This window comes from Tropicimonas isoalkanivorans (assembly GCF_900112335.1).
Classification (GTDB): domain Bacteria; phylum Pseudomonadota; class Alphaproteobacteria; order Rhodobacterales; family Rhodobacteraceae; genus Tropicimonas; species Tropicimonas isoalkanivorans.
Genome location: NZ_FOLG01000003.1, coordinates 84926 through 103197, shown reverse-complemented (window position 1 = coordinate 103197; position 18272 = coordinate 84926). Strand labels below are relative to the sequence as shown.

Annotated in this window: 14 protein-coding genes; 8 read left to right on the top strand and 6 right to left on the bottom strand. The window is 63.7% G+C overall.

Going from position 1 to position 18272, the window contains the following annotated elements; all coding sequences use genetic code 11:
* Positions 1-63: 63 nt before the first annotated feature.
* Positions 64-1119 carry an ABC transporter substrate-binding protein gene (locus tag BM075_RS07680; RefSeq protein WP_093360086.1) on the bottom strand — a complete coding sequence of 352 codons (1056 nt, stop codon included), beginning with the start codon at positions 1117-1119 and terminating at the stop codon, positions 64-66.
* 135 nt (positions 1120-1254) lie between these two features.
* Here BM075_RS07680 and BM075_RS07675 point away from each other — a divergent pair, with 135 nt between their 5' ends.
* From BM075_RS07675 to BM075_RS07650, 6 genes are all read left to right on the top strand, one after another.
* A complete protein-coding gene (locus BM075_RS07675) occupies positions 1255-1875 on the top strand; it encodes a TetR/AcrR family transcriptional regulator (protein WP_177208277.1) in 621 nt (206 codons plus the stop codon).
* Positions 1876-1889: 14 nt separating this feature from the next.
* Positions 1890-2744 (top strand): polysaccharide deacetylase family protein, encoded by an 855-nt coding sequence (locus tag BM075_RS07670; protein ID WP_093360085.1) that lies wholly within the window; start codon positions 1890-1892, stop codon positions 2742-2744.
* Positions 2745-2795: 51 nt separating this feature from the next.
* Positions 2796-3755 (top strand): agmatinase, encoded by a 960-nt coding sequence (gene speB / locus BM075_RS07665; protein WP_093360084.1) that lies wholly within the window; start codon positions 2796-2798, stop codon positions 3753-3755.
* Positions 3756-3913: 158 nt separating this feature from the next.
* Complete coding sequence (locus tag BM075_RS07660) at positions 3914-4972, top strand: aldo/keto reductase (RefSeq protein ID WP_093360083.1); 1059 nt, start codon at positions 3914-3916, stop codon at positions 4970-4972.
* Between the two features lie 317 nt (positions 4973-5289).
* Positions 5290-6966, top strand: coding sequence for an arylsulfatase (locus tag BM075_RS07655; protein ID WP_245758777.1), 1677 nt, complete (start codon positions 5290-5292; stop codon positions 6964-6966).
* Positions 6967-7083: 117 nt separating this feature from the next.
* Entirely contained in the window at positions 7084-8058 is a 975-nt protein-coding gene (locus BM075_RS07650; protein WP_177208276.1) for an HAD family hydrolase, read from the top strand.
* A 24-nt stretch (positions 8059-8082) separates the two neighbouring features.
* Here BM075_RS07650 and BM075_RS07645 read toward each other — a convergent pair whose 3' ends face one another.
* The 4 genes from BM075_RS07645 to BM075_RS07630 are packed head-to-tail and all read right to left on the bottom strand — an operon-like array spanning position 8083 to position 13569.
* Positions 8083-9366 (bottom strand): glycosyltransferase family 4 protein, encoded by a 1284-nt coding sequence (locus tag BM075_RS07645; protein WP_245758795.1) that lies wholly within the window; start codon positions 9364-9366, stop codon positions 8083-8085.
* Between the two features lie 2 nt (positions 9367-9368).
* Positions 9369-10352, bottom strand: a complete 984-nt coding sequence (locus BM075_RS07640) for a glycosyltransferase family 2 protein (RefSeq protein WP_093360082.1) — start codon at positions 10350-10352, stop codon at positions 9369-9371.
* A 12-nt stretch (positions 10353-10364) separates the two neighbouring features.
* Positions 10365-11528, bottom strand: a complete 1164-nt coding sequence (locus BM075_RS07635) for a glycosyltransferase (protein ID WP_093360081.1) — start codon at positions 11526-11528, stop codon at positions 10365-10367.
* A gap of 4 nt (positions 11529-11532) precedes the next feature.
* Positions 11533-13569: an HAD-IIB family hydrolase gene (locus BM075_RS07630; protein ID WP_245758776.1), complete on the bottom strand. Its 2037-nt coding sequence runs from the start codon at positions 13567-13569 to the stop codon at positions 11533-11535.
* A 150-nt stretch (positions 13570-13719) separates the two neighbouring features.
* Between BM075_RS07630 and BM075_RS07625 the strand changes: the two genes are divergently transcribed.
* A complete protein-coding gene (locus tag BM075_RS07625) occupies positions 13720-14487 on the top strand; it encodes a sulfotransferase family protein (protein WP_093360080.1) in 768 nt (255 codons plus the stop codon).
* Positions 14488-14572: 85 nt separating this feature from the next.
* On the opposite strand, the gene BM075_RS07620 is transcribed toward BM075_RS07625, so the two are convergent.
* Positions 14573-15520 carry a sugar ABC transporter substrate-binding protein gene (locus tag BM075_RS07620; RefSeq protein WP_093360079.1) on the bottom strand — a complete coding sequence of 316 codons (948 nt, stop codon included), beginning with the start codon at positions 15518-15520 and terminating at the stop codon, positions 14573-14575.
* A gap of 1205 nt (positions 15521-16725) precedes the next feature.
* Here BM075_RS07620 and BM075_RS07615 point away from each other — a divergent pair.
* On the top strand, positions 16726-18255 hold the full coding sequence (locus BM075_RS07615) for a sugar ABC transporter ATP-binding protein (RefSeq protein ID WP_093360078.1): 1530 nt from the start codon (positions 16726-16728) through the stop codon (positions 18253-18255).
* Positions 18256-18272: the final 17 nt, after the last annotated feature.

Sequence of the window (18272 nt, the reverse complement as noted above, 5' to 3'; positions counted from 1 at the left end):
TCACTGCGGACCTGTCGTGATCGGGGAGGGTGTGGGGAGCGCCGGAGCGCTCCTGTACCTCGGTCAATGGGCGCTCAGGGACTGGCTGTAACCGTCGGCCACGAGGTCGGCCATCAGGCTGCAATCGATGCCGGCGGCGGCATCGACCGTCTTGTCCATGAGGCCAAGTTTCACCCACCACTCATTGGTCAAGGCGATGGAGTCCACCATGGAGCCGTGGGCCATGCCGAATGGTCCATCGCCATCAAGTACACCGCAGACGCGGGCGGATTCGTCGAAGTCGAACATGTAGATTCCGCCCTCGAAGCTTTTGCCGTCGGTGCCGATGACATAACCGATGTCCTCCACCGGCCACTGGAGGTAGTCAGCGAGAAGCTGGTTGGTCTCCTCGGTATTTTCGTTCCAGTAGCCCAGGCCATCCCAACGCGCCTTCAGCACGTCGAGCGCAACGTCCCGTTTCTCCTCGATGAAGTTCTTGTTCATGTAGAGCGAGTCCATGAAGATGCCGGTCTTCAGCACCTCCGGGTCGCCGGTATTGACGATGCTTTTCGCGCCAGGCTTCGCCTCCAGCACCTTGGAGATCCAGGGCTCGTACATGTACGCGGCCGACAGGTCGCCGGACATCATCGGCCCCACCGCCTCGTCGGCGTTGAGATTCACCCACTCCACCTGATCCGGTGCGATGCCGACGGAATCCAGCCAGATCCCCATCAGCAGGTGGCCGATATAGGCCTGGGGCGCGGAGACCTTCTTGCCCGGCAGGTCGGCAATCTCGACGTCGGGCGCGAGGATCACATGGTCCACGCCGTAGGAGGGGTTGAGGAAGGCGACGTTCACCACGTCGGTGCCGCGATCCACGACGAGGGGGGTGTAGTCCGCCGTGCAGCCGTAGACGTCGAGCTGACCGGCGGCGAGGGCAGCATGGCCGCCCAGCGGGTCCTCGAAGATGGTGATGTTCAGGTCGTGGTCGATCAATTCCTTCTGGCGAGCCACTTCCAGCATGGCATAGCCGGGCCAGGAGACGCAGATGCCGACATTGACGGTGTCGGCCGACGCCGCGCCAGTTCCGGCGGCGCCCGCGATGGCCGCCACGGCGGCGGCATTCAGGATATGTCGCATGATCTTCCCTCGCTTTCTGGCGCTGTTCACCCTAAAAACTGTATAGAGCGAAAAATTTTATTCAATAAAAAATTTTGCTGCGCTAAAGTTCTTTTGGACAGCCATCGGCCGGTCCGCCTGATTGAGGAGATGCCTTTGACCACATTGCGCGCACGCCAGAAGAACGATCGGCGCAAGCGGATCGTGGCGGAGGCCAAGACCCTTTTCAGACGGGACGGCTACGACAAGACGACGATCGAGAATATCGCGGAGGCGGCTGGGGTGTCCGGTGTCACGGTGCACAACTACTACGGCACCAAGGCCGGTGTACTGCTGGCGCTGGTGATCGAGAACGATGCCCTGCTGATCGACAAACTCGAAAAATCGTTACCCCGGGATGCAAACGATATCGTCGAGCTAACGCTGCACTTCGCGCGCGGGGTCATGGATCACGCCATCGCCCATCTGGACAAGCAGATCTGGCGGCAGGTGATTGCGGCGGTGACGGTGGAGGCCAACAGTCGCCTGAGCAAGGCCTACTTCCAGTTGGACCACCAGCTTGCCTACGTGCTGGTGCAGCGCCTCGAAGGGATGCAGAAGGCGGGCAGGCTGCCGGTGGACGTGGATGTGGAGCACCTTGGCAAGGCATTGTTTCACCTTCAGAACGCGCGGTTCATCCAGTTCATTTCGTCCGACGACCGGACGGAGGACGAGATCGAAACGCGCCTGCGCAACGACCTGACGGCGCTGCTGTCGGCCGGCGGCAGGCGGACATGACGCGAGGAGCCGAGATGATACAGACCCCGATCCCGTGGCCGGACGGAAAGCGATCCGCGGCCTGCGTGACCTTCGATATCGACGCGGATTCCTTGATCCGCAGCGCGCGCCCGGAGGATGCAGAGCTGCGGCTCCAGCCGATCTCGATGGGGCGCTACGGCCCCACCGTGGCCGTGCCTCGGATACTGGACACTTATCGGCGCCTCGGCCTCACGCAGACCTTTTTCATGCCCGCTTGGGTGATGCAGACCTACCCGGCGGCCGTCGAGGCGATCCTGAAGGACGGGCACGAGATCGGCCACCATTCCTGGTGTCACGAAGACCCGATGCACCATTCGGACGAGAAGGAGGCGGAACTGTTCGAGCGTGCGCTGGAGGTGCATGTCGCCATGACCGGCCGCAAGCCCCGAGGCTACCGCGCGCCGGTCTACAGCATGACGCCGAAGATGATGGACCGGCTGATCGCCCACGACTTTCTCTATGACAGTTCTCTCATGGCCGACGAGATTCCCTACCTGGTTGAAACCGCCGCTGGCCGCGTCGTCGAGATGCCGCCGCACTGGGGCACGGACGACTGGCCGCCCTTCGCGCATTTCGCCGAGATCGACTACCTCATGCCGGTTCGCGCACCGAGTGACGGGGTGCGGGCCTTCGCGGAGGAGTTCGAGGCGGCCCACGAGGCGGGCGGGTTCTGGATGCCGGTGCTGCACCCCTTCCTGACCGGCCGGCTGGCGCGGTGGCGGGAAATGTCGGCCTATTTGGAGAAGTATGTCGCTCAGGGCGACGTCTGGTTCGCACCGCTGGAAGAGATCGCCGAGCATGCGTTGCAGTCGCCGGTCGACCTGCGAGTGGATCGTATCCCAGGCTGACAGGCCACCCCACCGCCGAAAGGCCCCACTCCCAACCAGCAAGGAGTCCCCATGTCCCACGGGTACGAAACAGGCCGATTGAACCTGCCGTTTGTCGGGATTTCTACCTTCGCCAAATCCCCGTACCAGCCGGACTGGTCGGCGATCGACGCAGACGTGGCGATCCTCGGCGCGCCCTTCGATGCGGGCACGCAGTGGCGGGCGGGGGCGCGGTTCGGGCCACGGGGCATTCGGGAGGCGAGCACGTTGTTCTCCTTCGGCCATAACGGGGCCTACGACCACGAGGATGACGTGACCTATCTGGACGGCGTGCGGATCGTTGACATCGGCGATGCCGACATCATCCATACCGACACCGTCGGCAGTCACGCCAATATCGAGGCCGGGGTGCGGGCGATCCTGGCGGCGGGCGCGCTACCCGTGGTGCTCGGGGGCGATCACTCGATCAATATCCCTTGCATAAATGCCTTTTCCGAGCAGGAGCCGGTGCATCTGGTCCAATTCGATGCGCATCTCGACTTCGTGGACGAACGCCACGGCGTCCGCTTCGGGCACGGCAACCCGATGCGGCGGGCGGCGGAGAAGCCTTGGGTGACCGGCCTGAGCCAGTTCGGCATCCGCAATGTCTCCTCCACCGCCAAGGAAGGCTACGACGCCGCGCGTGCCATGGGGTCGGACATTCTGTCGGTGCGCCAGATCCGGGCTCTCGGGGTCGCGGCGGTGCTGGAGCGGGTACCTGCGGGTGAGCGCTACTACCTGTCCATCGACATCGACGGCTTCGACCCTTCCATCGCCCCCGGGACCGGCACGCCGAGCCACGGCGGGTTCCTCTACTACGAGGTGCTGGAACTGATCGCGGGCCTCGCGGCGCGGGGCCGGATCGTCGGGATCGACCTGGTAGAGGTTGCCCCGGATTACGACCCGTCGGGCGTGACCTCGATCCTCGCGGCTCAGATCCTGCTCAATGCCATCGGCCGCATCTTCCATCCGGGCGAGGTCACCCCCCCATAGCGGCCCATCTCCGCCCCGAAGCACCCTATGCGCCAGTGCGGTCTTCCTCTTCCCTCCTGCACTGCGCTGGTTCTATGGTCCTCCCGTCGGCCCGGTTCGGGGAGGACGGCGCGTCAGTGCTGCGATCCGGTGACTGACTGCAAGAGAGGAGAACACGGATGAGGTACAATCGTCTCGGAGCGTCCGGCCTGAAGGTCTCGGCGCTGCAACTCGGCACGATGACGTTCGGCGGCAAGGGGGTCTTCGCGAGGACCGGCAACACCGACGTTGCCGGCGCGCGGCGGATGATCGACATGGCGGTCGACGCCGGGGTCAACATGCTGGACACCGCGAATGCCTATTCCGGCGGTGCCTCAGAGGAGATCATTGGCGAGGTGCTGATGGGCCGGCGGAACGACGTGCTCCTCGCCACCAAGGCACGGTTCCCCACGGGGCCCGGCCCCAACGACAGGGGCCTCTCCCGCCACCACCTTATTGCCGCGTGCGAGGACAGCCTGCGGCGGCTCAAAACTGACCACATAGACCTCTACTGGTGTCACGAATGGGACGGCCAGACGCCGGTCGAGGAAACGCTCTGCGCGCTGGACGATCTGACGCGGGCCGGCAAGATCCGGTACTTCGGCGTCTCGAACTTCTCCGGCTGGCACCTGATGAAGTACCTCGCGGCGGCGGAGCGGGACAACGTGGTTCGCCCCATCGCGCAACAGATCCACTACACCCTGCAAGCCCGCGATGCGGAGCGGGAACTTCTTCCGATCGGCGTGGACCAGCAGGTCGACGCGGTGATCTGGTCGCCCCTTGCCGGCGGGCTGCTCACCGGAAAGTACCGGCGCAATCAGCCCGAGCCGGAAGGCACCCGCCGGGCGGAGGAGTGGGACGAGCCGCCGATCTACGACGTGGATGCCCTTTACGATATCATCGAGGCGCTGATCGAGGTGTCCGAGGAGCATGGGGACGCGACCCCAGCACAGGTTGCCCTGGCCTGGCTGCTGGGTCGGCCGGGCGTGTCGAGCCTTATCGTGGGGGCGCGGACGGAGGCGCAACTGGAGGCCAACCTCAAGGCGGCCGAAATTACGCTGGCGCCCGAAGCGGAGGCAAAGCTGGAGCAAGTCAGCCGACCCTCGCTGGCCTATCCCTACTGGCACCAGCGGAACACCGTTCCCGACCGGCTCTCGCCCGCGGATCTCGCTCTTCTGGCGCCCTATCTGGACGGCTAAGCAGGGTTGCCCTTACTGGCCGTCGCTTCGTTTTTAAAAGGCTGATTACCGAAGGCCGCGACGGTAAATCTCCCGTGTCGCGGACCGGAGTGTAGGTATGTTTGCCGGTCCGGGGCATATTCCGCAAAAAAACTTCGTCTGGCGGTCCGCTGGTGATAGCATCCGTCGTGAGCGCGTGTTTGGCGCTTCGAGACCCGATGAATAGCTGGCCTGCCTGAATATTTTTCAGGGCGTCGCTCCGGCGATGCTCGTCCGGCAGGACGAAATACTTAAAACATCCTCCCGGACGCAGATCCGGGAGAGGGGAGGCGTCTAATATGATGAATAACTGGGACTTTGCCCGCTTCGGGCTGAGCGCACTCGCGCTTGGTTGCGTGACGGGAATCGCCGTTGCGCAGGACGCGCCGGAGGCGACCGAGGCCACCGGCGCGCCGGAGGCGACGGAAAGCGCGGATGCTGACAAGCCGAACATCCTGGTAATCTGGGGCGACGATATCGGCCAGTCCAACATCTCGGCCTACACGATGGGTCTGATGGGATATCAGACGCCGAACATCGACCGGATCGCCGACGAAGGCATGATCTTCACCGATTATTATGGTGAGCAATCCTGCACCGCCGGCCGGTCGTCCTTCATCATGGGACAATCGGTCTTCCGGACTGGTCTATCCAAGGTCGGCCTTCCGGGCGCGGAGGAAGGCATGCAGGTGGAGGATCCGACCATCGCCGGGCTGCTGAAGGCCGAAGGGTACGCCACCGGCCAGTTCGGCAAGAACCACCTTGGCGACCGGGATGAGCATCTGCCGACAAACCACGGCTTCGACGTCTTTTTCGGAAACCTCTATCACCTGAACGCCGAAGAGGAGCCGGAGAACGAGGACTACCCGCGCGATGCGGTGCTGCCCTCGGGTGAGACGTTCCTCGAGCGGTTCGGCCCGCGCGGCGTGCTGCGCTCCACCGCCACCTACGGCGAGGGCGAGATCACGCAAGACATCGAGGACACCGGCCCGCTCAATATCGAGCGTCAGAAGGTCGTCGATGACGAGACATCGCAGGCGGCCCTCGCCTTCATCGAGGAGCAGACCGAAGCCGGCACGCCGTGGTTCGTCTGGTGGTCCGGCACGCGAATGCACTTCCGCACCCATGTGAAAGACGAGATGCGGGAGATCGCCGACGAGAACTACAACGGCGAACGCGCGGATGAATACACCGCCGGCATGATCGAGCACGACATGCACATCGGAGATTTCCTCGATAAACTCGATGAGCTTGGCATCGCCGATAATACCATCGTCTTCTACTCCACGGACAACGGCCCGCACATGAATACGTGGCCGGATGCCGCGATGACGCCGTTCTGGGGCGAGAAGAACACCCAGTGGGAAGGCGGCTGGCGCGTGCCGGCCATGGTCCGCTGGCCCGGCCACATTTCCGAGGGCGAGATCTCCAACGAAATCGTCCACCATATGGACTGGTTGCCGACGTTCCTTGCCGCGGCGGGGAACGAGACGATCAAGGAGGACCTGCTGGAAGGCGTCACCGTTGACGAAATGGCGGGCCGGGAGTACCGGGTTCACCTCGACGGCTACAACATCCTGCCGTACCTCACCGGAGAGTCTGAGGAGAGCCCGCGACAGGAGATCTTCTACTTCACCGATGACGGCGACCTTGCCGCGCTCCGGTTCGGGAACTGGAAGATCACCTTCCTGGAGCAGAAAGCCTGGGCCACCTTCCGCGCCTGGATGGAGCCGCTGACGCCACTGCGCGTGCCGATCATGACCAACCTTCGTCGTGATCCCTACGAGCGGGCCTACCGCACGTCGAACACCTACTACGATTGGCTGCTCGACCACGCGTATATGTTGGTGCCAGCGCAGGCCTACGTGGCGCAGTTCCTGGAGACCTTCCAGGAATACCCGCCGCGCCAGGAAGCGGCTTCCTTCAGCCTGGACAAGGTCATGGAGAAGCTGAGCGCACCCGCAGGCACCCAGTAAGGCGCGACGAAGACGCGCCGGACCCTTGCGACGTTTGCCGCCCCCGCCATCGCGCCGGGGCGGCAACCCTTCACCCGCCCCACATGGGCGGGACGCGCATTTCACGGAGCAGATTACATGAAACCGATTTTTGCCGTTATTCTCGCCGCCGCGAGTGCCGCTGTTCCGGCCATCGCCGATCCGCTTCCATCCTGGAACGATACGGGTGCCAAGGCGCGGATCACCGAGTTCGTGGACTCAGTGACGGACCCGACCTCCGAAGTCTTCGTGCCGGTTGCGGAACGGATCGCGGTTTTCGACAACGACGGCACCCTCTGGGCCGAGCAACCCATCTATTTCCAGATGCTCTATGCCCTTGATATCCTTCAGCAGAAGGCTGAGGAAGATCCGTCCATCCTGACGTCCGACGTCCTCAAGGCCGCCGCCGAGAACAACCTTGAAGGTGTGATGGCCGGCGGCCATGAGGGGCTGCTGGAGGTCATCAATGTCTCCCACGCCAATATTACCCCTGAAGCGTTCAAGAGCAGCGCCCACGAATGGTTGACGACCGAGGACCATCCGACGACTGGCCTGACCTACGCCGGGATGACCTACCAGCCGATGCTGGAACTGCTGAGCTACCTTCGGGACGAGGGGTTCGCCACCTACATCGTCTCGGGCGGTGGCGTGGACTTTATCCGCGCGATCGCGGGCGACGCTTACAATATCCCCTCCCAGCAGGTGGTCGGCAGTGAGGGCACGACCACCTACGCGGTGACGGACGGCGTGCCGGCGCTGACCAAGGAGGGCGGTATCACCTTCATCGACGACAAGGAGGGCAAACCGGTCGGCATCATGCGCCACATTGGCAAACGGCCTATCTTCGCCGCCGGCAACTCGGATGGTGACTTCGCGATGCTGGAATGGACGACAGCAGGCGAGGGCGCGAGATTCGGGCTGCTCTTGCATCACACCGACGCGGAGCGCGAATTCGCCTATGACCGCGAGGGGCACATCGGCGTTCTCAACCGGGGGCTCGACGAAGGGCCGGACCGGGGCTGGCTGATCGTCGACATGGCGGAGGACTGGAGCCGCATCTGGTCTTCGAATTAACCGAGCGTTGAGACGGCAGAACTGTCAGGCGCTTTCCTTCGGGAGGTCGGCCACGGCGTCCCTACGGCCGATCTCCTGAGACACGTTGGCAATAGGACGGACCCGGGTGACGCGCCGGGCAACCGGCGGATCCAAGGGCGGAATCTCCGGCTCTTGCCCGATAGCGCCATTTCCGATGGACTGCTCCGGTGTTGGCGGCAACTCGATTGCAGGAAAATCCACCGGCAGGGCCGGGGCCGCCTGCAGGCCCATCGCGGTACCGTATAAATCTTCGTAGGCGCCGACCATCCGGTCGATGGTGAACTGCTTTTCCACGCGGCGGCGCGGCTGCGTGCGTGGGATTGAGAGAGCCTCCAACAGCGCATCCGCCAGGCGGTTCGGGTCGTCTGGTGGCGCGTACCGCCCGCAGTCGCCGATCACCTCGCGCACCGCCCCCATGTCCGTCGCCGCCACAGGCAATCCGCAGGCCATCCCCTCGATTGCGGACAGGCCGAAGGGTTCATCCCAGTGCGGCGTGAAAAGCAGGGCGGAGGCGCGTCCGAACTCCGCAGCGAGGTCCCGGCTGGACAGATGCCCGCCATAGCGGACGTCTGCGCCAAGATGCGGCCGTACCTCATCCTCGAAATAGTCGCGGTGTTCGATGGTTCCGAACAGCGTCAGTGGAACGCCCGCGATGCGCGCTGCTTTGACCGCCACATGTGCGCCCTTGGTCGGCGTGATCCGCCCCGCCCAGACAGCGCTGCCGTCGCCCGTGGGAGAGAACGGCCAGTCCGCCAGGTCGATACCATTGGGTACTACATGCGCCTCGTCCGGAGCCCCATCGGGCCACCAGACCTGACGCTGCCGGTCGGAGCACACGGTGAACCGGCACCAGGGCGCGGCGGAGGCGTGCACCGCCCGCCGCAAGGCATCGAACGGCGGTACATGCAGCGACGTAACCATCGGCACCCGGTCGCGTCGCGCGAGCCGTGGCGGGTAACGATGGAGAGAGTTGTTGTGCACAATGTCGAACCCGCCCTCGGCAAGTGCGTCCAGCGCCCTGGCGAAGGCGTCGTCGAGGACCCGGTTCAACGTGTCCGTCCCGTGATAATCGTGCCAGGGGAAGGCGCGGTCGTAGTGTTCTTCCATCAATGGATGAACCCGGACGCCCGCATCGCTGTCGCCCGAGGCGAACAGGGCCACGTCGTGGCCGCGTGCCTTCAGCGCCTTGGCCAGATGCCAGGAATGCGCCTCCATACCGCCCATGAACGGCGGCGCGATGGGGTGGCGGACATGGGAGACGACCGCGATACGCAGCCGGGGCGCCATGCTCACTGCGCCGCGATCCCGATCAGATCGGCTTGGGCGAGTGCGACTTGCGCTTCGCGGTCCCGGCCAGAGCGGCTGGCTGCGTCGATTTCTTCCAGCTTGTCCAGCACCCGGCGGGTGTTGGCATAGGGCATATCGGGCTCCTGCCGGCACAGGGCGAAGTCGGCCTCCGTTGGCTCGCGCAGGATCCGAAGGCCGGTGCGGGTGTTCTCGATCAGGCCCAGCATGCGGAAACCGTGCAGCCAGTGCTCCATCGTGCGATGCCCCCAGCGGCTCGCGAAGTACTCCGCGTTGCGGATGACCGATGCGACTTGGTGGATCGGCGGCATGCAGTGCGCGTGGTATTGGTGGTAGACCCGCGCACCTTTCATCCACCAGATCGGAATGTTTCTGTCGTCGAGGACGCGGCCAAAATCGGTGTCCTCTCCACCATAGCCGACGTACCCCTCGTCGAAGCCGCCTGAGCGGTCCCAATCCGCCCGATTCATGGCAAAATTCAGCGACCAGAAACAGCGGTAGTCTTCGCAGCGCCTGAGCCCTTCCTGCGGCGGGCCGGCCCGGTCGGAATGGCGCACGCCGATCTTGTCGAACAGGTCGAAGTCCAGCCCGCCAGAGGTCGCGCCCTCCCGTAGGTAAAGCACTTCGCCCATGATGAGACCGCGACCGGGTTCGGCGGCGGTCGCGTAGTCCGCGATCAGCGACGGATTTGGGATGCAGTCCACGTCGACGAAGGCGAGAACGTCACCCATGGCGGCCTCCGCCGCCCGATTACGGGCGGCTGACAGCGGTAATTCTCCCTCCACAGGGGGCACGAGGATCTGGCGGACTGGAAAATCGGTCTCCGGTAGGTCGTCGTAAGGCGCACCCTGCATAACGGCGACGATGAGTTCCACGGGCGCTTGTGTCTGGGTGCGGAAACCGCGGATCACGTTGCGCAGATGCTCTGCGCGGCCAGCGGCAATTGTCAGTGCGGAAACGGATTGCATGGCAGTCACCTCTTAAGAAAGCGTTGCTAATTCGGGAGAGGAATGGGTGGGGGACTCGCCCCACAGGCGGCCGGACAGGCCTTCCAACCAGGCCGCAGTGTCTTCCGCTGCCCGCGGGGCGACGAGGGCGCGCTGGCGCGCCGGGTCGTGGCGCGCATGCGCCTGTTCGACAGCCTCCCGCCAGCGGTGCGCCGAAGCAGGGAGCGCCGGCAGGTGAAACGCCGCCCCCGCACGATCCAGCGCGCGGGCTTTTTCGACTTGTTCGTCGAAGTAGCGCCACTCGGGCACAGCGATCCAGGGGCGGCCTGCGGCGAGGATCTGGTGGCAAGTCGTGTTCCCGGTCGAGGCGATCACCAAGTCCGCCGCGGCGATGTGTTCGGCCGCCGTATCGACCCATCCCCGCAAGTGCAGGTTCGCGGGCATCGTGGCGTGCCAGTCGCGCTGAACCGCACCGATGCCGATCCATTGGGTGTCCGGGAAGGTTCGCGCTGCGACGCCGAGCGGGGCTTCGGACACGCCGTTGCCGCCTGCGCCGGAGATGACGAGCGCAACCTTGGTACCGTCGGCGATGCCGAGGCGCCGCCGTGCCGTCGCCCGGTCCGGCATGGTTGTGTCGATGCCCAGACCGGGTGCGAAGAACATCCGTTCCGTTAGCGTCTGGTCCCAACCGGGCTGGGCGAGATCGGCGTGGAATGGTGCAAGCAGTCCCGCTGCTCCGTCGTAGGCGGCCCGGTGCCCGGGGTCGCTGCGGTCGCCGTGCTGGATGACTTTCACATGCGGAACCGAACAAAGGCGGGCAAGCTGGGCCACCTCGGCGCTGACGTCGCTGATAAGGAGGGCGGGATCGGCTTCGGCGAACCATTGCGCCATGCACGCCATCGCCTCGCGGATGGTGGACCAGCCCAACGGTGCGCAATGCATGGTCTGTGGTGTGGGGACCCAGTCCATTTTGGCGGGGGCAGGTTCCGGAGGCTCGAAGAGCGACGGGATCTTGCAGATTTCCACGTCCGGTCGGAGGCGCGGGAAAATGTCGTCGCGGGCGCAAAAGATGCGAACGGGCCGATGCCCCGGCAAAGCATTGACGATCGCCGCGCATCGCTCCGCATGGCCCCGGCCCTGATGGTGCACGAAGTAGCCGAATGGGCGGGGGGCCGGCAGGAAGAGGAGGTCCTTCATTCGGCTACTCCGCGGCTACGGTAAGCGAGGACCGCAGCCCGAAATGCACCAGTCCATCGAGCACTCCGTCGGCATAGGGCAAGGGACTGCGATAGGCGCGTGTGGCGGAAGCGACCTCCTCACTAGCATTTGCCGGAATGATGGCGCAGGCGAAGGCCTGCAGCATGTCCAAGTCGTTTCCGCTGTCGCCAGCGACAACACAGTCGGTGTCGGTCAACCGCAGACGCCGCGCCTCGAAGCGGATCGCGGCAGCCTTTCCTGACCGCGACGGAAGCACGTCGATCAACCGGCCATGGGAAAAGACCACTTTTGCCGGAGCTGCCGATGCGGCGAGCGCCGCTTCGATCCGCTCCGCATCCGATGAGGAGCCGAAAAAGCTGAGCTTCCACCGGCGCTGATCGTAGCGGGGCTGGGGATCGAGCTGGAGCGTGGCAAGGATCTTGCGCAGCTCATGCGGGTTCCAGTCCGCGCCAATCCGTCGGGCGTAGTCCTTGCACAGCTGCAGTGATCCGCCCTGTGTGCGACGCCAGATCTCAGTGCCGACGGACGTGATGAAGACGTCCGGCTGGGGCAGAGACCAGTTTTCCAGAACGCGCTGCGCTTCGACAATGGACCGCCCCGTCGCAACAGCGAACACTTGGCCGGGTGAACGGCCGCGGTGCCAGGCTGTGAACCGGCGGGCAGAGCCTTCGTCGCCGGTCAGAGTGCCGTCGATATCGCTGGCCAGAAGTGCACGCGCCAACACGGGAGGCCGAGATGTCGATGGTGCGTTGAGCCCGGAATACACGTTCTGAACCCGATCGGCCCAGTTATCCCAGTCATATATCTCGCATGCCCGGCGTCGCGCGGTGGCAGTCCGGGCATCGCGCAGGGAGTCGTTGAGCACGCTGCGGATGCCGCGGGCGATGTCCTCGGGGGCCGCCGGGTCGACGAGTTCGCCGTACCCCAGGCTGCGGACGATATCGACCGGCCCTCCGTTGCGCGTCGCGACCACGGGCACACCGGCCTGGGCGGCTTCGATCAGGGTCAGGCCGAAGGGTTCGTGGTGCGCCGCATTCACGAAGACACCGTCCCGTGCGGCGATGGCATAGAGCGACGAGATATGCTCCGGCCCATGTTGGCGGGGCAAGGCGACAGATCCCCACAGGTCGTTGCGGTCGATCGCGTCGAACAGGTCCGCTATGATACTATCCCGCTCCGCGTCTCCCCCCCGCAGCCCATCGCGCAGACCCGCGACGATCACCAGATTGGTGCGCTGCCGCAGGTCAGGCGCGTCGGCAAATGCCTTCACCAGGGCGGCGAGGTTCTTTTTCGCGATGGGTCGCGCGATGGCCAGAATGATGGGTTTGGACGGATCCCGCAGGTAGGGCGCAAGCAGAACGCGCCCCGCTGACTCGTCGGCATGGGGGTAGATCGACACACCCGGGCTGATCCGGTGCGTCCGCCCCTCGGCGTCAGCGTCGTAGGCCGTGATTTGGCGCTCAGCTTCGTCGCGCGATGATGCTATGATCGCTCCCGCGGCTCGGACGGCTCGGTATTCGCGCGCGATGCGCGGCGAAAGTGTCTCGTCGAAGGCGCGAGGACCGCCCTTGTCGAGGGCCAGAGAATGACTCGAATAGACCCACGGTATTCCGAAAGCGCGCGATGCGGCCTCCGCCAGAACCGCCGCATCGGCGAAATGGGCATGCAGGATGTCCGGTCGCCGGGGCATCGAGCCAATCATTCTTAGAAACGCTTCGGTCAGCGCAGGGATTTCGGCCTCCAACGCGTCTTTGCAAAGGTACTCCGACCGCCCGCTTCGAAGCCGGCGGATCGTGCAGTTCGAGCCAACGCGCTCTTCGACCAAAGCGTGGCAAGCGCCGAGATGCTGTGCGTCGAAAGCCCGGGTCACGATGTCCACGTGCCGGATGTCCGGGCGCCGCGCTTGCGCCATAGCCGCGCCGAGCACGTAGGCGATGTGGCCGCCGGTATCTTCTGTCAGGCCATAGTTGACCGGCGGCGACCGGAGACAGCCGCCGAGAGCAATGTGCACGACGTGCATGCAACCCCACCTTTCGTCATGTGAATGGAGACAATGTCTCTAAATCTGGTTGATAACGTCCCCCTCCGCCCTCAGGTTCCGAAGAAAGTCTCGTTAGGTCACCCGCTGGGCTGGGTGCTGGAGAGCCGTGGGAGAGCGCAAGGGGCGCGAATGATCGACCATCGTTATCTTTTCATTGGAGGATTGCACCGATCCGGCACGTCGCTGGTGGCGCGCCTGTGTGGGCGGATTTCTGGCGTGGCCTCAATTGAAGGCGCACCGGTTCCGGAAAACGAGGGCGTCTACCTACAAGGCGGCATACCCCACACAGCGCAAGACGGCCGCCCGATGCATTTCGCCACCGATCCCGCTCAGCACCTGATTGAGGGCTGCCGGTTGGACCGTCTGGAGACGCGCGAGCGGATGGAGGCCGATTGGGCGCCCTGGTTTCCGCCGGCCCCGTGGCGGGTGGAGAAATCCCCGGTCAACCTGACGCGCATGCGCCTCTACCAGCAGCTGTTTCCGCTCTCCCAGTTCATCGTGGTCATGCGGCACCCCGAGCTTGTCGCAGCCGCCGTTTCGAAATGGGTCGACACGCCATCAGGCGCGTTGATCGACCATTGGCTTGAGGCCCACCAGATCGTGGCGCATGACATCGCCTACCTCCATTCGGTTCTCGTCGTGCGCTACGAAGATGTCGTGGCGGACCCCGCCCGCACGCTTTCGCGCATCGCGGCCTTCATCGACCGGCCAGCGGCACCGCCGGGCGAAGACCTGCGGGATGGGAACCGGGAGTATCGCGATCATCCGGTCATGACGTCGTCACAAGCGGAGGCGGCGGAGGTGTGGGGCTACGGACCCGGCGGAGAGGTTCGTGCGTTTCTTCCCGTCGTTCGCCACCCGTTGCGCGCTGTGGCGGAGGCGGTGAGGGCGGTCTGATCCCGGCGGGTATGATCCGCGGACCGCAAAAAGGAAGAAGCGACGTGAAAGGCGCCGCTTCTCCGAAATTTTGGACGGTAGGGCTTCAGTTCTTCGTCGTGAACTCGGCCATGTTCTCCGGGGTGACCAGCTGGAAGGGAACGTACACCTTCTGCTCGACGTCCTCGCCACGGGACAGAGACAGAGCTGCATTGAGCGCCCCTGCACCTTGTCCTGCGGCGTCCTGGAACACCGTCACGTCGAGGTCGCCGGCGGCCATGGCCGCCAGGCCGTCAACGGTCGCGTCGATCCCGCCGACCACCACGTCGTCCATGTCAATTCCGTTGGCCTTCATCGACAGGATCGCGCCAATGGCCATTTCGTCGTTGTTGGAGATGACCGCGTCGAACGGCTCGCCCGTCGTCAGCCAGTTCGTCATCAGGTCCTGAGCCCTGTCCCGCATCCAGAGCGCTGTCTGCTCGTCCAGGATGTTCAGTTCGACGGCGCAGTCCCCCGCTTCGATGACGTCGTGAATGTCCGCGGTGCGCTGCATGGCGGCCTGGTTCGACAGTTCGCCCATCATGACATAGACGTTGGCCGGGTCCTTGCCTTTCTCGGCGAGGATTTTGCAGACCTCTAACGTCTCGAGAGTGCCGGATTCACGCTCGTCGGAGGCGACGAATGCCTGGTTGTCGGGCAGGGTGTCCACGTTGATGGGTTCGCGGTTGACGTAGACGAGAGGAATGCCAGCGGCTTCGGCGGCGCTGGTCATCGCCTGAGTGGCCGAGGTGTCCACCGGGTTCACGATGACGGCGTCAACGCCGCTCGCGATGAAGTTGTTGATCTGATTGAGCTGTTTGGCGACGTCGTTCTGGGCGTCCTCGACCTGCAGTTCGACGCCTTCCATATTGTCGGCCATATCGATCATGCCGTTGCGCAGAACCGTCAGGAAGTTGTCATCGAACAGTGCCATGGTGACTCCGATGGTCTCTGCCGAAGCCGCGGATGTCATCAAGGTCGCCATTGCCGTGGCGGCAATAAGGGTCTTCTTCATCGTCTTGGTTCCTCCCAAAGGTTGGTGTCCGGCACACCGCAAGTCATTTCCGGAGGCCCCGAGCCCAGAGCCTTTCAGCGTTCCCCGACCGGAAAGGCGGGGGTATCATTTCGAACGTTTTGGTACGTTTTTGGGGAGTATGGCAAATTCATTCCAATTTGCAAGAGGGACTCGATGCTGCTAGCGATACCATGTCTGCGGCCATGTTTTCTTGACCCGACGGACTCCGGACCACTCGGAAATGACGTGATCGATCGCGACGCCCTCGAACGCATCTCTAAATTGACCTACCCGCCCAGATGCCTGGAATATCAGTGAGCGGGACACTGGTCGCCGCCAGTGACGAGCCCAAGGGAACGGCTACCTTCGGCGGATTGGAAAGGTCCGGAGTGCAACGCACTATGGAAACCCACACGCAGCCACACGGCGGCTGGAAGTAAGTTGACCGTCATCTGGCCGTGAATTTTGGGGGAAGCGCGGCGGAACGTGCGCCGGAGCGGAAATTGTACTTCCCGACCGGTCTGTTCAGGAACGCTGTGGTCCTTCGCGCCCAACTATGCGGAATAGCGTCCATCCATACGGCCGCCTTCGCCGCGGTAGAAAACAACCTTCACCACTCTGCGAGGGCGCTTTCCATCTAGCCGCTCACAACGTCTTTAAATCTTCGTCTGCGCCCAAGCCCGTCGCAATGGCGAGCCCGAACCCAGGTTGCGCCGCCCCCTGGGCACGGAACGGACATCGCCCCACCTCGGTGTCTGCGATCCGTCGTCCGATGCTCGGCTGAGGCCCCCGGACCTGTCGGCGTTCGGTCGTGACACGTCCCCGTCGCGTCCAGTTTGGCCTGTTCATGCACGCAAACGCCTCCGGTGGGGCGAGGAACGCACACTGACTCCAACAGAATACCCGGATAGTGGGAATTTTGTATTGCAGAATGATTGCATGGAATGTTTATTTCAAACAAGCTTCGGCGCGGGGGGGGGAGAATCAGACGATGTGCACGGAAAATCGAATGCGGACCCGTCCGGCGCAGTGTCTCGCCCGATTCCGGTCGGGGCGCGCGTGCCGGCGACGCTCAACAGTCCGGCGACCCGAACGGGGATCCGTTTCGCAATCGTAAACAGGTGCCAAGAGAGGTCACTCGGCAAGCGAGGCCCGCCTCTCGAATAAGATCGTCGGCTTACAGGGACAGGCTAGGGAGAGGAACGATGCTTGATGGAGGCGGAGGTACCGCTCGAAAGACATACACCGGCGAGTACATCCTGGAGGTCGATGACGTCCGCAAGGAGTTTCCGGGTGTGGTCGCGCTGGACAATGTCCAGCTGAGAATCCGGCCGGGAACAGTTCACGCGCTAATGGGCGAGAACGGCGCCGGAAAGTCGACGCTGATGAAGATCATCGCCGGCATTTACAAGCCGGATCGCGGCGAAGTGCGTTTTGCCGGTGAACCGATCGACATCAAGACGCCGATCGATGCGTTGAATTCCGGCATCGCCATGATCCATCAGGAGCTTAACCTGATGAACACGATGACGGTTGCCGAGAACGTCTGGATCCGGCGCGAACCGAAGGGCCGGGGAGGTCTGATCGACCACGCCACCATGCGGCGGATGACCCAGACCCTGTTCGACGACCTCAACATTCCGCTCGATCCCAGAGCGACGGTGGGGGACCTGACCGTCGCGCAGAAACAGATGATCGAGATCGCCAAGGCGGTCTCCTACAGCTCCGACGTCCTGATCATGGACGAGCCCACCAGCGCCCTCACGGAAAGCGAGGTGGACCATCTGTTCACCATCATCCGAGACCTGAAATCCAAGGGCGTGGGCATCGTCTACATCACCCACAAGATGGACGAACTCTTTGAGATCGCGGACGAACTCACGGTATTCCGTGACGGGCAGTACGTGGGCACGGAACCGGCGTCCAACGTCACGCGCGACGACGTGATACGGATGATGGTCGGCCGCGAGATCACCGACATGTTTCCGAAGATCGCCTGCGAGATCGGGGAGCCGGTCCTCGAGGTTCGGAACCTCGGCCGTGGCAACGAATTTCGCAATGTCACCTTCGAACTTCGCGCCGGCGAGATCCTGGGCCTTGCCGGTCTTGTCGGCGCCGGGCGGTCCGAAGTCGCGGAAGCGCTGTTCGGGGTTAAGCCGGCCACCACGGGCAATATCGTGATCGATGGCAAGCCGGTCACCATCGGTTCGCCGACGGACGCCATGGAACATGGCATGGCTTTCCTGACCGAAGACCGCAAGGAATCCGGCTGCTTCCTGATCCTCGACTGCCTCGAAAACATCCAGATGGCGCTCGTCACCCGGGATATGGTGACCAAGACGGGTTTCGTTCAGCAGGCCAAAATCACGGAGTTGGTCAACGACTACGTCGAAAAACTGCGGATCAAGACACCGAGCCTCGGCGAGATCGTGGAGAACCTGTCAGGCGGTAATCAGCAGAAACTTCTGATTGCGCGCTGGCTGCTGACAAACCCAAAGATCTTGATCCTGGACGAGCCCACCCGCGGCATCGACGTGGGGGCCAAATCGGAAATTCACAGACTCATCACGCAACTCGCCGGCCAGGGCGTTGCCATTCTCATGATCAGCTCGGAACTGCCCGAAGTCCTCGGCATGTCCGACCGGATCATGGTGATGCACGAGGGAAATGTCAGCGGCTTCCTGGATCGGTCCGAGGCCGACCAGGTGAGCGTCATGAAGCTGGCCGCAAAATAGAACGGGAGGAACGCCGT

Coding starts and splice junctions, on each gene's coding strand:
- BM075_RS07680 (WP_093360086.1), bottom strand. CDS start 1,119: ATGCGACATATCCTGAATGCCGCCGCCGTGGCGGCCATCGCGGGCGCC.
- BM075_RS07670 (WP_093360085.1), top strand. CDS start 1,890: ATGATACAGACCCCGATCCCGTGGCCGGACGGAAAGCGATCCGCGGCC.
- speB (WP_093360084.1), top strand. CDS start 2,796: ATGTCCCACGGGTACGAAACAGGCCGATTGAACCTGCCGTTTGTCGGG.
- BM075_RS07660 (WP_093360083.1), top strand. CDS start 3,914: ATGAGGTACAATCGTCTCGGAGCGTCCGGCCTGAAGGTCTCGGCGCTG.
- BM075_RS07655 (WP_245758777.1), top strand. CDS start 5,290: ATGATGAATAACTGGGACTTTGCCCGCTTCGGGCTGAGCGCACTCGCG.
- BM075_RS07650 (WP_177208276.1), top strand. CDS start 7,084: ATGAAACCGATTTTTGCCGTTATTCTCGCCGCCGCGAGTGCCGCTGTT.
- BM075_RS07645 (WP_245758795.1), bottom strand. CDS start 9,366: ATGGCGCCCCGGCTGCGTATCGCGGTCGTCTCCCATGTCCGCCACCCC.
- BM075_RS07640 (WP_093360082.1), bottom strand. CDS start 10,352: ATGCAATCCGTTTCCGCACTGACAATTGCCGCTGGCCGCGCAGAGCAT.
- BM075_RS07635 (WP_093360081.1), bottom strand. CDS start 11,528: ATGAAGGACCTCCTCTTCCTGCCGGCCCCCCGCCCATTCGGCTACTTC.
- BM075_RS07630 (WP_245758776.1), bottom strand. CDS start 13,569: ATGCACGTCGTGCACATTGCTCTCGGCGGCTGTCTCCGGTCGCCGCCG.
- BM075_RS07625 (WP_093360080.1), top strand. CDS start 13,720: ATGATCGACCATCGTTATCTTTTCATTGGAGGATTGCACCGATCCGGC.
- BM075_RS07620 (WP_093360079.1), bottom strand. CDS start 15,520: ATGAAGAAGACCCTTATTGCCGCCACGGCAATGGCGACCTTGATGACA.
- BM075_RS07615 (WP_093360078.1), top strand. CDS start 16,726: ATGCTTGATGGAGGCGGAGGTACCGCTCGAAAGACATACACCGGCGAG.